This window comes from Phytohabitans rumicis (assembly GCF_011764445.1).
Taxonomy (GTDB): Bacteria; Actinomycetota; Actinomycetes; order Mycobacteriales; family Micromonosporaceae; genus Phytohabitans; species Phytohabitans rumicis.
The window spans coordinates 3874367-3887074 of sequence record NZ_BLPG01000001.1; the positions used below are offsets into that span (position 1 = coordinate 3874367).

At 70.1% G+C, this 12708-nt stretch carries 10 protein-coding genes and 1 pseudogene; 3 read left to right on the forward strand and 8 right to left on the reverse strand.

The window, feature by feature from the left end; genetic code table 11:
- Positions 1-129 precede the first annotated feature (129 nt).
- Complete coding sequence (locus Prum_RS17070) at positions 130-2313, reverse strand: bifunctional glycosyltransferase/CDP-glycerol:glycerophosphate glycerophosphotransferase (RefSeq protein ID WP_173077451.1); 2184 nt, start codon at positions 2311-2313, stop codon at positions 130-132.
- 3 nt (positions 2314-2316) lie between these two features.
- Entirely contained in the window at positions 2317-4176 is a 1860-nt protein-coding gene (locus tag Prum_RS17075; protein ID WP_425571431.1) for a CDP-alcohol phosphatidyltransferase family protein, read from the reverse strand.
- 108 nt (positions 4177-4284) lie between these two features.
- Between Prum_RS17075 and Prum_RS17080 the strand changes: the two genes are divergently transcribed.
- Positions 4285-4488: a PspC domain-containing protein gene (locus Prum_RS17080; RefSeq protein WP_173077453.1), complete on the forward strand. Its 204-nt coding sequence runs from the start codon at positions 4285-4287 to the stop codon at positions 4486-4488.
- Here Prum_RS17080 and Prum_RS17085 read toward each other — a convergent pair.
- The 6 genes and pseudogenes from Prum_RS17085 to Prum_RS17110 form a co-directional block, all read right to left on the reverse strand.
- Positions 4478-5875 carry an arabinofuranosyltransferase gene (locus tag Prum_RS17085; RefSeq protein ID WP_173077454.1) on the reverse strand — a complete coding sequence of 466 codons (1398 nt, stop codon included), beginning with the start codon at positions 5873-5875 and terminating at the stop codon, positions 4478-4480. The two genes, Prum_RS17080 and Prum_RS17085, sit on opposite strands and share 11 nt — an antisense overlap.
- On the reverse strand, positions 5869-6336 hold the full coding sequence (locus Prum_RS17090; RefSeq protein WP_173077455.1) for a hypothetical protein: 468 nt from the start codon (positions 6334-6336) through the stop codon (positions 5869-5871). Before Prum_RS17090 ends, Prum_RS17085 begins: the two co-directional genes overlap by 7 nt.
- A gap of 16 nt (positions 6337-6352) precedes the next feature.
- Positions 6353-7585 carry a glycosyltransferase family 2 protein gene (locus tag Prum_RS17095; protein WP_246277947.1) on the reverse strand — a complete coding sequence of 411 codons (1233 nt, stop codon included), beginning with the start codon at positions 7583-7585 and terminating at the stop codon, positions 6353-6355.
- 549 nt (positions 7586-8134) lie between these two features.
- Positions 8135-8818, reverse strand: coding sequence for a DUF4230 domain-containing protein (locus Prum_RS17100; protein ID WP_173077457.1), 684 nt, complete (start codon positions 8816-8818; stop codon positions 8135-8137).
- Positions 8819-9053: 235 nt separating this feature from the next.
- Positions 9054-9853 (reverse strand): annotated as a pseudogene (locus Prum_RS17105) (ABC transporter ATP-binding protein).
- A complete protein-coding gene (locus Prum_RS17110; protein ID WP_173077458.1) occupies positions 9816-10712 on the reverse strand; it encodes an ABC transporter permease in 897 nt (298 codons plus the stop codon). Before Prum_RS17110 ends, Prum_RS17105 begins: the two are co-directional and overlap by 38 nt.
- A gap of 136 nt (positions 10713-10848) precedes the next feature.
- Between Prum_RS17110 and Prum_RS17115 the strand changes: the two genes are divergently transcribed.
- Positions 10849-11484, forward strand: coding sequence for a TetR/AcrR family transcriptional regulator (locus Prum_RS17115; RefSeq protein ID WP_173077459.1), 636 nt, complete (start codon positions 10849-10851; stop codon positions 11482-11484).
- 101 nt (positions 11485-11585) lie between these two features.
- The gene (locus Prum_RS17120) at positions 11586-12707 is read left to right on the forward strand and encodes a DegT/DnrJ/EryC1/StrS family aminotransferase (RefSeq protein WP_173077460.1); all 1122 of its coding nucleotides are present in this window, start codon (positions 11586-11588) and stop codon (positions 12705-12707) included.
- Position 12708: the final 1 nt, after the last annotated feature.

Below are 12708 nucleotides of genomic sequence, written 5' to 3' on the forward strand. Positions count from 1 at the left end.
ATCGTTGCCGGCCCCGAATAGGTAACTGTGACGATCGTTACGGCTTCAGCCCATCGGGTAAACGTGCCATGTTCAGGGTGTGACAGAGTGATTACTGCCCAGTTCAGGCCGAACTTACGCTAGGGCGCCCTAGGCGGTGAAAACCCGCCGGACGACGCGCTCGGCCGCCCGGCCGTCGTCCAACTGGCAGAAACGGCGGCGGAAGTTGGCCCGCGCCTTCGCCGCGGCGTCGTCGTCGGCCGCGCCGGACCGGAAGACGTCCAGCAGATCCGGGAACGTCAGCGCGACCGCGCCCGGCGGCTCGGCGGTGACGTCGAAGTAGACGCCGCGGGTCACCTGGTACGTCGTCCAGTCGGGCGCGTAGATGACGATCGGCCGGTCCAGCACGGCAAAGTCGAACATCGCCGACGAGTAGTCCGTGACCATGACGTCCGCGGCCAGGTAGAGGTCCTCGACCGAGGGGTACCCGGACACGTCGACCACCGTGTCGGCGGCGCCGTCCACGAAGCCGGCCTTGTCCCGGTCGTGGAAGTAGTGGCTGCGCACCAGCAACCGGGAGCCCTCGCCCAGCTGGCCGGCGAACTCGTCGTAGTCGAACGGTGGGCGGTATCCGGGCAGGTGCTCGCGGTGGGTCGGCAGGTAGAGCACCACCCGCTCGCCCGGGGCCACGCCGACCCGGTTCCGGGCGGCGGCGACGTCCTCCGGCGTGGCGTTCGCCAGGCGGTCGTTGCGCGGGTAGCCGGTCTCCAGGGCCTCGTACGAGGACGGGTACGCCCGCTCCCACATCTGGGTGGAGAAGGTGTTGGACGTGATGCTGTAGTCCCACCGGTCGACCCGGCGCAGCAGCTGCGCGAAGTCCATCTGGGCCGCCCCGATCGGGTGCCGCTGCTGGTCCAGCCCCATCACCTTGACCGGCGTGCCGTGGTGGGTCTGCACGTGCACCGACCCGGGTCGCTTGATCGCGTGGTCGGGGTAGTTCACGTTGTTGATGAGCCAGCGGGCGCGGGCCAGCGCCCGGTAGTAGCGCCGGGTCCCCGCGATCACGTAGTCCACACCGCGCGGCATCGAGGCGACCTTGTCACGGCGTACGACCCACACGCCGCGCACGCCGGGGGCCAGCTCGCGCGCCTTCTCGTAGATGGCGGCCGGGTTGCACGAGTACCCGCGGTACCAGTACGCCGCGTACAGCGCCAGCGACCGGTCCATGGGCAGCCGCAGCTGCACCCGGTAGTACGCCCGGAGCACCGCCTCGCGGGCCAGCCGGAGCCCCTTACGCGCGGCGCGCTTGGCCGACTGCTTGCTCCTGCGCACCCACGCGTTGGTCCGGCTGCGGGTCTTGGCCACCGCGCGGAGCAGCGAGAACGTGCCCCACTTGCCCTGGCCGACCAGTCGCTGCTTGACCCCTTCGGGCCCGTCGGGCACCGCGTAGCCGCCGGGCGGGCACCACTTGGCGTAGTCCTCGACCATCTGGTCGAAGAACCGGTGCCGCAGCTCCTTCGAGATGCGGTCGCCGTTGCCCAGCACGGTGAGGTAGTGCCAGATCATCCGCTCGAAGAGCAGCGGCCGCAGGTCGTCGACCTCCGCGCCCCACGCGTCGATCAGCTCGAAGACCCGGTGCCAGTGCGGGAAGACGTCGAAGTGCCGCTCGCCGGGCGTACGGGTGATCGCACCGGTGCGGCGCTGCCGGTAGTGGACGCACACCCGGTCCAGCACGGTGATCCGCTGCGCCTTGAGCAGCGCCGGGTACGTGAAGGACACGTCCTCGTACCAGCCGAGGCCGAACCGCAGTCCCAGCTCGACCATGAACTCCCGGCGGACGATCCTGTTCCACGCGGTGTGCAGCAGGCGCAACACCTCGGGCCGCTCGCGGACGGTGAAGACCTCTTCGCCCGGCGGCGTCGGGAAGACCTCGGCCATCGAGCTGGTCGTCACGCCGAGATTCCAGTACGACCGGACGTGGTCGACGATCAGCATGTCGGGACTGGTCTGGCGCAGCCGGGCGGCCACCTTGGCCAGGCAGTCCGGCTCGATCCAGTCGTCGCTGTCGATAAACCAGACGTACTCGCCGGTCGCCCGGTCGAGCCCGACGTTGCGGGCCTCACCCAGGCCGACGTTCTGCTCCAGCGCGATGACCTGGACGCGCGAGTCGCGGGCGGCGTACTCGGCGAAGATCTCCCCGCAGCTGTCCGGCGAGGCGTCGTCGACGGCGATGACCTCGATGTCGGTGAACGACTGGTTCAGGATCGAGTCCATGCACTCGCGCAGATAGCCCTGCACCCGATACGCAGGCACGACAAGGCTTAGCAAGGTCATGAACTACGTCCTCCCACCACGTGACGAAGAGTTGAACACCAGCCTATCGGGCTGCTCACGGCCCCACCCACGAACCGTCCAGGTCGCCAGCGAATCCGCGATCAGCACGGCGAGCAGGTAGCCGGCGAGCATCGCGAAGGCGACCGTCGCGGCCCCGGCGAGCGCGCCCGCGGCGAGCACCAGCGCCCGCCCGTCCCAGCCGAGACCGAGCCGGTGCAGGGGTGGCCCGCCGACCCGCTTCTCCAGCCGGGCAGTGACATCGTAGTGACGCAGCGCAAGCGCGAGCAGCAGCGCGAAGATGACGGGCGGCGGCACGTCGTAGGCGACGCCCACGGCGATCACGAAGAGGAACTCGACGGCGCGCAACGCCGCCGGCACCAGCCAGTCCAGCGCGCCATCGTGCGCCGCCCCCGCGCCAAGCGCGGCGACGAGCACCACGACCACGCAGGCCAGCACGGCGTACCCGGTCACGCCGGCCACGGCCATCCAGAGCGCCGCGGCAGCGCCGGCCAGGCCCACGATCGCCGCCAGCAGCGGCGGCACCGCCCAGCGCCCGAGGAGGTGGGCCGGCAGGCCGTCGTCGCGGTACAGCGTGGCGTCGACGGTCGCCAGCACGGGTACGCGCATGCCGCGCGCCCGCAAAGTGCGCAGGAGCAGCGTGTACGCGGCCGCGAGCACCGCCCATACCAGCACCGCCACCAGCGCGATCCGCTGGTTGAAGAGCGCCACGGTCAGGGCTATGAGTGCCCACCGCTCACCGATCGGAAAGACGACCGTCCGCTTGAGCCAGTACGCCACCGAGCCCTGGTCCGCCTGCACCCGGTTGGACATCGCGCCGAGCCGGCCGCTCGCCGCGGTGGACCGGGTCGCCGCCTCGTCGTGCAGCGCGCCGTACCAGGTGTCGGTCATGTGCCGGACCGTCTGCAGGGTCAGCGCGGCGATGCCGAGCGCCCACCCGTCGGCCAGGTCGGCGCGGGCCGCGCCAGCCGCGAGGCCGGCGTAGACGACGTACTCCTTGGTGCGGTCGGCCATCGTGTCCAGCCAGCCGCCGAACGCGCTGAAGTGGCGCGTGTACCGGGCCAGCTGCCCGTCGACGCAGTCCAGCACGAAGCCGAGGTAGAGCAGGACGGCGCCGAGCACGAGCGCGGGGCGCCCGCCGAGCCAGAAGAGCAGCGCCGCCCCGCCCGTGATCGCGACCGAAATGGCGGTGACCCCGCTCGGGGTGAGCCCCAGCCGGGCCGCCCACCGGGTCAGCCACGGCGACCAGGTGCTGACGAAGTACGTCGCGAAGAAGTCGTCCTTCTCCTTGACCGCCAACCGCAGCTCGGCCTCGTCGGAGTCGACCGCGGCGATCGCCGCCTCGGCAGCCGCTCGACTCTCCCTATCGCGGACCCGGGCGGCCACGAGCAGTCGTACCCGATGGCTAAAGATCGTCACGCCGGAACGCTGCAGGGGCGCCGGCAGCGCGTCGATGCCGGCGCCGACGGCCGCGCGCGCGGCGGACGCCAGCGCGGGCAGATCGCGCACGCCGACCCGCAGCGCGCCGCCAAAGGCGGCATTGGCCTCTCCCTGGACGAGACGGCCGCGCTCCTCGCGCACCAGGTCAGCGAGAGACTCGGACCGCGCCAGCACGAGGGCCACCGTCGGCCCCGCCGGGCTCGTGGCCAGATGCCGGAGTACGGCCGTGTGCGCGACCAGTTCGTCGGTGCACAGCAGCAGCGGCTCATCCGCCGCGTCGGCGACGTCGGCCAGCTCGCCCAGGTGGCCGACCGTGACCACGTCGTGCGCGCCGGCCGCTTCGAGCTGGTCGGCGAGAGGGCCGGCCAGTGACGACCCGGCCGTGAATATCACACCCAACATCAGTGAACGCCCGCCCAACCCAGATTGACGCCGGACAGGTTAGCAGCCATGGGCACCCCTTCCGGGAAAGCCCCGACGGCAGAGGGCTGTCCCATTCATACCGTTGAAGGCATGACGCAGCGACTCGTTCGACCCCGTGACAACCGCATGATCGCCGGCGTGTGCGCCGGCCTGGGCCGGCGTTTCGGCATTTCCGCGAACGCCATGCGCCTGATCTTCCTGGTGTCCTGCCTGCTGCCGGGCCCGCAGTTCGTGATCTACCTGGCGCTGTGGATCATGATGCCGAACGAGGACCGGTACGCGGCTACTTTCTGATCACCACCACGTAGTCCTGCGGGACGTCGACCACCGTCCAGTGCGCCGCGCTGAACTGGGCGGGCTGGAAGCGCACGTCGTCCCACTGCCAGCCGTCCGGCTGCTTACGCAGCACGAAGACGTCGATCGGGCCGAACTTCGTGTCCGCCGACGCGGCGGCGAACGCGTCCGGATCGGCGGTCTGGGCCAGCCGGGTCACCTCGGCGCGCCGCTCGGTCCACCGGGACAGCGAGCCGGCCCCCTCGACCGGAATGGCCACGTACATCCGCCACGGCAGGAACGAGAAGAGCCGCTCGTCGGCGGTCAGCGTGACCGGCCGGGCGTCGGGCCCCTTGACCGCGTCGACCGCCTTCTCGATCTGGGTGACCGGGAACCAGGCCCGGCGCTCGTCGCCCTTCGGCGCGAACCTCGGGTAGCCGCCGCCTGGCAGCGGCTCCAGGTGCGCGAGGGCCGCGTAGTTGGGGCCGGTGAACACCGCGGCGTTGGCCTTGGGCATCCACGCCTGGGTGTACTCGGCGCCGGCCCAGGCCAGCGCGACCGCGAGGACCGCCGCCGCGCCCACCCGCGGCGGCACCAGGCGGACCCGACGCAGCACGATCGGGGCCACGTGGGTGAGCACCAGCACCCCGGCGGTGGTGAGCAGCACCGTGTAGAGCCGGGCCGTGTAGTGCAGGAAGAAGGTGTGCTCGCTGAGGATGAAGCGCACCTGCGCGATGAGGCGGTAGGCGTACACGCCGACGAGCAGGAAGAGCAGCGGCCGGGCCCACCACACCGAGCGGTAGAACCACACGAGGCCGACCAGGCCCACCAACTGGAGCATCCCGATCGGGGTGAACTCCAGGAACGGGAACAGGCCGCTGTTGATCCCGGGCGAGACGTACAGGTCGGAGACCAGCTCGCCGTTCTGGGTGAGCATGGCCCAGACGTACGGGACCACGTACCAGCAGGACACGACGAACGCGACGGCCACGACCAGGGCCAGCCGCCGGACGTACGCCTTGCGGTCGGTCTCGGCCCGGAAGGTGACCACCATCAGCGCCACGATCCCGAAGACCGCGTAGATGATCCACGCCTGGTAGACGAGCACCATGAGGCCGGCCAGCAGGCCCGAGAGCAGCCAGTGCATCCGCGCCCGGGGCGGCTTGCCGAACGTCTCCAGCGCCCACGGCACGAAGACCGCCAGCGTGACGACCTCGAACGCCTTGCGCGGGTCGGCCCAGGTCACCAGCGCCAGGGAGGAGATCGCCAGGGCCACCCACGACCCCACGTGCCGCCGCCACAGCAGGAAGCCGACCAGCACCGCCAGCGACGTGGTGATCACCTCGGCGTCGCCCAGCAACTGCCACGCCGGGATGTCGAGGACCACCGCGGCCCGGCCGATCAGCATCGCGTACAGCGGGGGTACTCGGAGACCAGGCCGGGAATGGAGTCGGACGGCTTGATCGTGGTGGTGTAGTGGGTCGCCGACGCCGACATGCGCATCATGTCGCCGACGACCCCACCGAAGCCGTACGGCGAGCCGTAGAGCGCCGTACGCAGCATCAGCACGACCCAGGCCGCCGCGAGCCCCGCGGCAGCGCCCGCGACCAGCTCACCGGACCAGCGCCGGGTCACCAGGAACACGCCGGCGCACAGCAGGACCGCGGCGGTCAGCGGCAACGCGTACCCGATGACGGAGAACGGGTTGTGCTTGAAGAGCCTCGGCATGATGGCCGCGACCGGGGTGGCCACCAACCAGGTGAGCACGGCGATCGTGCCCGGATGCAGCAACCACCGCTTCTTCTCGGCCGCCGGTGCGGCGGCGGACTTCTGCTCGGCCTCGACCGGAACGTCCGTGTCCAGCGCCATCTCTGCTGCTCCCCGATCAGGCGCTGGTGGTGGCGGCGTACTCACTATCGGACTGCTCGGCGGCGTCCGGTGGCGGGGTGTTGACCCGGCGCAGGCTCAGCAGGCTGGAGAAGAGACCGGCGAAGATCACCGTCACGCCCACCCCGATGCAGGTGGACGAGGGCAGGACGACCCGGAGCGCCTCGGCGAGGTTTTGCGCGCCGAAGCCGCGCGCGCCCCAGGCGGAGAACGACAGGATGGTGCCGGCCAGCCCGATCAGCACGAGCAGGACGCCCGCCGCCGTACAGGTCTCCAGCCGGACGAGTCTGATCCATCGGTCGGACTGCCGTTCGCTGGTGATGCCCTCGTTATGGCCATAGATCAGGGCGAACGCGCCGAACATCAGCAACTGCGTGCCCACCAGCATGGCCAGGCAGGTGTAGACGAGCGTGTTGATGTCGAACCCGACGCCGGCGACGCGCACCGGGCCCAGCGACAGGATCGCGGTGCCGATCAGCCCGAGCACGAGCATGATCGCACCGGGCCAGATGAGCGTCTTGCGCGGCGCGAAGACGAGCAGGAAGCGCAGGTGCCGCCAGCCGTCCCGCCACGTACGCAGGTGCGGCGGGCGACTGCGGCCGTCGGGCTTCAGGGTGGTCGGGACCTCGACGATGTCGTACCCGCTCAGCGCCGCGCGCACGACCAGCTCGGAGGCGAACTCCATGCCGGGCATACACAGGCCCAGCTCGCGGATCCGGTCGCGGTTGAAGCCACGGATGCCGCAGTGGAAGTCGCCGACCTTCTTGAGGCCGAACAGCCTTCGCCCCAGCCAGGAGAGGACCGGGTTGCCGAGGTAGCGGTGCAGCGGCGGCATGGCGCCCTTGGCGATGCCGCCCCGGAACCGGTTGCCCATGACGACGTCGCGCCCGGCCCGCAGCTCCCGAATGAACGGCTCAAGGTTGGACAAGTCGTACGAATCGTCCGCGTCGGCCATGACGATGTACTTGCCGCGCGCCTGGGCGATGCCGTTCAGCAGGGCGCCGCCGTACCCGCGGATCGGCGCGTACGTCACGCGCGCGCCGGCCTTGGTGGCGATCGCCTGGGAACCATCGGTCGAGCCGTTGTCGCTGACCAGCACCTCGCCGACGACACCTAGCTCGTCCAGCGCCCGGCGGGCCTTGGTGACACACACCTCGAGCGTCTCCGCCTCATTGAGGCAGGGCAGCAGGACGGTGACCTCGATCTCGTCCTTGGCCACGGCGCCGACCACAGGCATACTCCCGGTTGCGATCCTTGAACGGTCCCTACGCGGCGCACTCTACGCGCGGCGGGTTACAGATGGATCAGACCTGCCAAAGTGCGCCGGGCCCGCCCCACCGCGACGACAATAGCCCGCCGTCCCACCCCCGCCACGGTCCCGCCCCCGCCCCCTGCCCCCGCCAGTGCTGCGGCGGGCTCGCCGATCAAGGACTTCCCCGCCGATCAAGGGCAAAGGGCCGCGCTTCGATCTCCGATCCACGACCATTCGCCCTTGATCGACGCAGAAAGCCTAGATCGACGCAGCGGTCCCTGATCGACAGCGGCCGCCGCCGGACGACGGAGGCCCGGCGCCGAACCGCACGCGGCGCCAGTCCGCCCCGCCGATCAAGGGCAAAGGGCCGCGCTTCGATCTCCGATCCACGACCATTCGCCCTTGATCGACGCAGAAAGCCTTGATCGACGCGGCGGTCCTTGATCGACGCGGCCGCCGCCGGACGGCGACGGCCCGCAGAACGGGACCGGCGCGCGGCGCCGGACCGCGCGGGGAGGCGGACGGCGCTTACGTCGCGCCGGTGAAGGAGACGGTGATCTTGGTGTAGCCGAGGGAGCGCAGGAGTCCCTCCAGCATCTTGCGGGTGTTTTCCTCGGCGCGCTGGCGCAGCCCGCTCTCGTTGGCGGCCGCGGTGATCCGTTCCTGGGCCAACTGGTAGACCTGCTGCTGCCGGTTGGGGTCGCCGCCGAAGACCTCGCCGAGGCGGTTGATCAGCCCGCGCTCCTCGGCGAAGACGTAACTCTTTTCCAGGTCGAGCGCGGCCTCGCCCACCTGCGGCGCCGGCAGCGTGATCTCCACAGACGTGCCGTCGGCCGACTCGACCACGGCTCCGTCGCCGATCTTGCCGAAGTCGACGTACGCCTCGACGCTGCCGGCGCCGACGAAGAGCGTGCGCTGGTTGAGCAGGAAGTCCGGCACGTACTTCCGGTCCTTCTCCAGGTCGATGACCACCTGGAAGTTACCCTCGGCCGCCACGTACCGGCTGAGGTCCTGGATCGACTCCAGCAGCGGCGGCTGGCTGCGGTCGGTCGTCTCCTCGGCGAACGGGTTGCGCCAGCTCGGCCAGAGCCCGACCGCCTGGACGCTCAGGGCCAGTACCACGACTAGCGCGACCGCTCCGGCCAGCCAGAAGAGGACTCGGCCCCGGCGGGCCCGGGGCTCTTCGGGAAGCTCACTGGTCGGGTCGTCCATCTCAGGGTCACCGTCCGTCCTCTTAAGGAAGCTCTAAGAGAACGGTAAAGGCACCGTGCGACACCCGCACGTCGAGCGCTCCCGCCCCCGGCGTACCCCCGCTCGCCGATCAAGGCTTTCCACGTCGATCAAGGGCAAACGGTCGTGGATCAGAGATCAAAGCACGACCATATGCCCTTGATCGACGGACAAGCCCTTGATCGACGCGGCGGGCCTTGATCGACGGGGGAGGACCTCACTTGCGCTTGGCGAAGTCCTCGTACTCCTTGACGACGTCTTGGGTGGGGCCGTCGGCCCGGATCACGCCCGACTCCAGCCAGATCGACCGCTCGCAGGTGTCCAGGATCGAACCCAACGAGTGGCTGACCAGGAAGACCGTGCCGGCGTCGGCGCGCAGCTCCCGGACCCGCTCCTCGCTGCGCCGGCGGAACTGCGCGTCGCCGGTGGCCAGCGCCTCGTCGATCAGCAGCACGTCGTGCCGCTTCGCCGCGGCGATGGAGAACCGCAGCCGGGCCGCCATGCCGGAGGAGTACGTCCGCATCGGCAGGGAGCTGAAGTCGCCCCGGTCGTTGATGCCGGAGAACTCGATGATCTTCGGCGTCTCCTCGCGCACCTGCGCCCGGGTCATCCCCATGGCCAGGCAGCCCAGCGCCACGTTGCGCTCGCCGGACAGGTCGCTCATCAGGGCGGCGTTCACGCCCAGCAGGGACGGCTGCCCCATCGTGTAGAGCCTGCCCCGGTCGGTCGGCAGCAGCCCGGCGACCGCCCGCAGCAGCGTCGACTTGCCGGAGCCGTTGCTGCCGATGAGCCCGACCGCCTCCCCCGGTACGCCGTGAAGCTCACGCCCTTGACCGCGTGGACCTCGCGGACCGTCGCCGGGCGGCTGCGGGTGACGATGCGCCGCAGGCTGGCCACCGGGGATCCGGTGCCGGGGGTGCCGGCGCCGATCACCCGGTACACCACGTGCACATCGTCCGCGACGATCGTGGGGATGCGCTCAGCCACGGCCGTACTCCTGTTCGCCCAGCCAGAAATACACGTATCCGCCGACGCCGACCACTACGGCCCAGCCGACGGCGAGGATCCACAGATGGGGCACCGATGAGGCCAGCGGCGATCCTTCGAGCAGCGCGTGCCGCGCCAGCTCGATGTAGACCAGCAGCGGGTTGGCCTCCAGCAACCGGGCAGCCCACAGCGGGAGGTGCTGCTCGAAGAGGGTGACGCTGTAAAGCACGCCCGAGGCGTACATCCACGTGCGCATGATGAACGGGATCAGCTGCTTCAGGTCGATGAGCTTCGCACCTATGCGGGCCACGATCATCGCCACGCCGGCGTTGAACACCGACTGCAGGATCAGCGCCGGCACCAGGATCAGCCACTCGAGCGTGATCGGCTCGCCGGTGACCAGGATGATCCCGATCAGCACGATCATCGACGCCACCATGTTGCTGAACTGGGTGAGCGTCAGCGCGATCGGCAGGCTGGCCCGCGGAAACTGGAGCGCCCGGATCAGCCCCAGGTTGCCGGAGATGGCCTGCACACCGCCCTGGATGACGGTCTGGCTGAAGACGAAGACGAACAGCCCCGTGCACAGGTACGCGATGAAGTTCGGCACGTTGTGCTTGGTGTTGAGCACCACGCCGAAGATCAGGTAGTAGACCGCGGCGTTGGTGAGCGGCGTCAGCACCTGCCAGAGCCGCCCCAGCCGCGTCGTACTGAAGGACGAGACCACTCGCGCGTTGGCGTACGCCGAGATGAAGTGCCGGTAGGCCCACAGTCGCCGGGTGTATTCGGCGAGGCCGGGGCGCGCGCCCGCAACGCTCAGACCATGCTTGGCGGCTAATTCCGCCAGGGGCATGTCCGCGTCGGGATCGACTACCGCCGTATCGGTCATGTTCCGATCCTTGTCATGAGCACGTCGCCGACTCGTAACCGGCGAGCGATGAAACGATACCGTATCGACGCACGGTTGAGGATAGTCCCCTCGCACGTCGGAACGCAACCGTAGCGTCCTGCGCTATATTGCCCTGGTGACGACCGAAAGCAAGCGAGCCCCGGCCGGCGCCGCGGTGCTCCGGGAGGACGTCACCAGCGCGATCCGGCAAGCCGTGATGTACGAGCTCGCAGCCGTAGGATACGGCCGCCTGTCGATCGAGGCAGTGGCCCGCCGGGCCGGCGTGGGTAAGACCGCGGTCTACCGGCGGTGGAGCTCCAAGTTGGAGATGGTGCTCGAGATCGTCTCCGGCGTCGCGGGCCAGACCCTTCCGCAGCTCGACACCGGCAGCCTGCGCGGCGACCTGGAGATGTTGCTGCGGATCGTGGCGCGGGCCCTCCAGCACCGGCTGGCCTCGCAGATCATCCCGGACCTGCTCGCCGAGGCGGCCCGCAACCCGAAGATCGCGCAGACGCTTCAAGAGGCGCTGCACACCAACCAGCGTGAAGTCTCGGCGCACCTGGTCAAGCGGGCGATCGACCGCGGCGAGCTGGCCGCGGACACCGATCCGGAAACCGCCGTCGACCTGATCATCGGCCCGATCTACTGGCGGCTCGCGGTCGCCCGTACCCCGCTGCCGAAGGGATACGTGTCGTCCATGGCCGCGACCGTCGCCACCGCGCTCGGCGCGACGAGCGGCGAGCCGGTCGCCAGTAGGGGCATTTCCGGCTAGTCCGATATGTACCCACGGCCCGCGTCGCTGCGTCAGGCCCAGGTCATCCAGACACGCTACGATCACCTGCCGGAAACATAAGCGACATCAGGGGGTCGTCAATGCCTGCGGTGCACGATCAGTTCATTCCCGCAGCACAGCCAGTCATCGGTGATGCCGAGGTCGAGGCCGCCGTAAGAGTGCTGCGCAGTGGCATGGTTGTGCAGGGTCCGGAGGTCGCCGCGTTCGAGCAGGAGTTCGCCGACCTGGTGGACGGTCGGCACTGCGTCGCGGTCAACTCCGGCACGTCCGCGCTGCAACTGACCCTGCTCGGCCTCGGCATCGGCCCCGGCGACGAGGTCATCGCGCCGTCGTTCTCGTTCGCGGCCTCGGCCAACGCCGTCCGCCTCGTCGGCGCCGAGCCGGTCTTCGTCGACATCGAGCCGGGCAGCTTCTGCCTCGACCCCGACGCGGTCGCCGCCGCCGTCGGCCCGCGGACCGCCGCCATCATGCCGGTGCACCTCTATGGACACCCGTCCGACATGACCCGGATCATGCAGATCGCCGAGCAGCGCGGCCTCGCCGTCGTCGAGGACGCCTGCCAGGCGCACGGCGCCGCGCTGGACGCGCGGCCGGTCGGGGCGTTCGGCGCCGCCGGCTGCTTCAGCTTCTACCCAACCAAGAACATGCACGCCCTGGAGGGCGGCATGATCACGACCGCCGACCCGGCGCTCGCGCGCACCCTGCGGCTGCTGCGCAACCAGGGCATGGAGCAGCGGTACGCCAACGAGATCGTCGGGGCGAACATGCGCATGACCGACGTGGCGGCCGCGATCGGGCGGGTGCAGCTCACCCAGCTCCCCGAGTGGACCGAGCGGCGGCGGGCGAACGCCAAGTACCTCGACTCCCGGATCACCGGCGCCATCGTGCCGCCGGTCGCCGACGGGGCCAGGCACGTCTACCACCAGTACACCGTGCGGGTGACCGGCGATCGGGACGCTGCGCAGCAGCACCTGAAGGAGCAGGGCGTGGCCAGCGCGGTGTACTACCCGACGCCGATCCACCGGCTGCGGCCGTACCTCACCGCGGAGGGCACCCCCGGACCGTGGGACCTGCCGGAGACCGACCGCGCCGCGGCCGAGGTGCTCTCCCTGCCGATCTTCCCCGCGCTGACGACGGCTCAGCTCGACCGGATCGCCGATGCCGTCAACGGGCTGGCGGACACGAACACGGAGGCGATGTGAG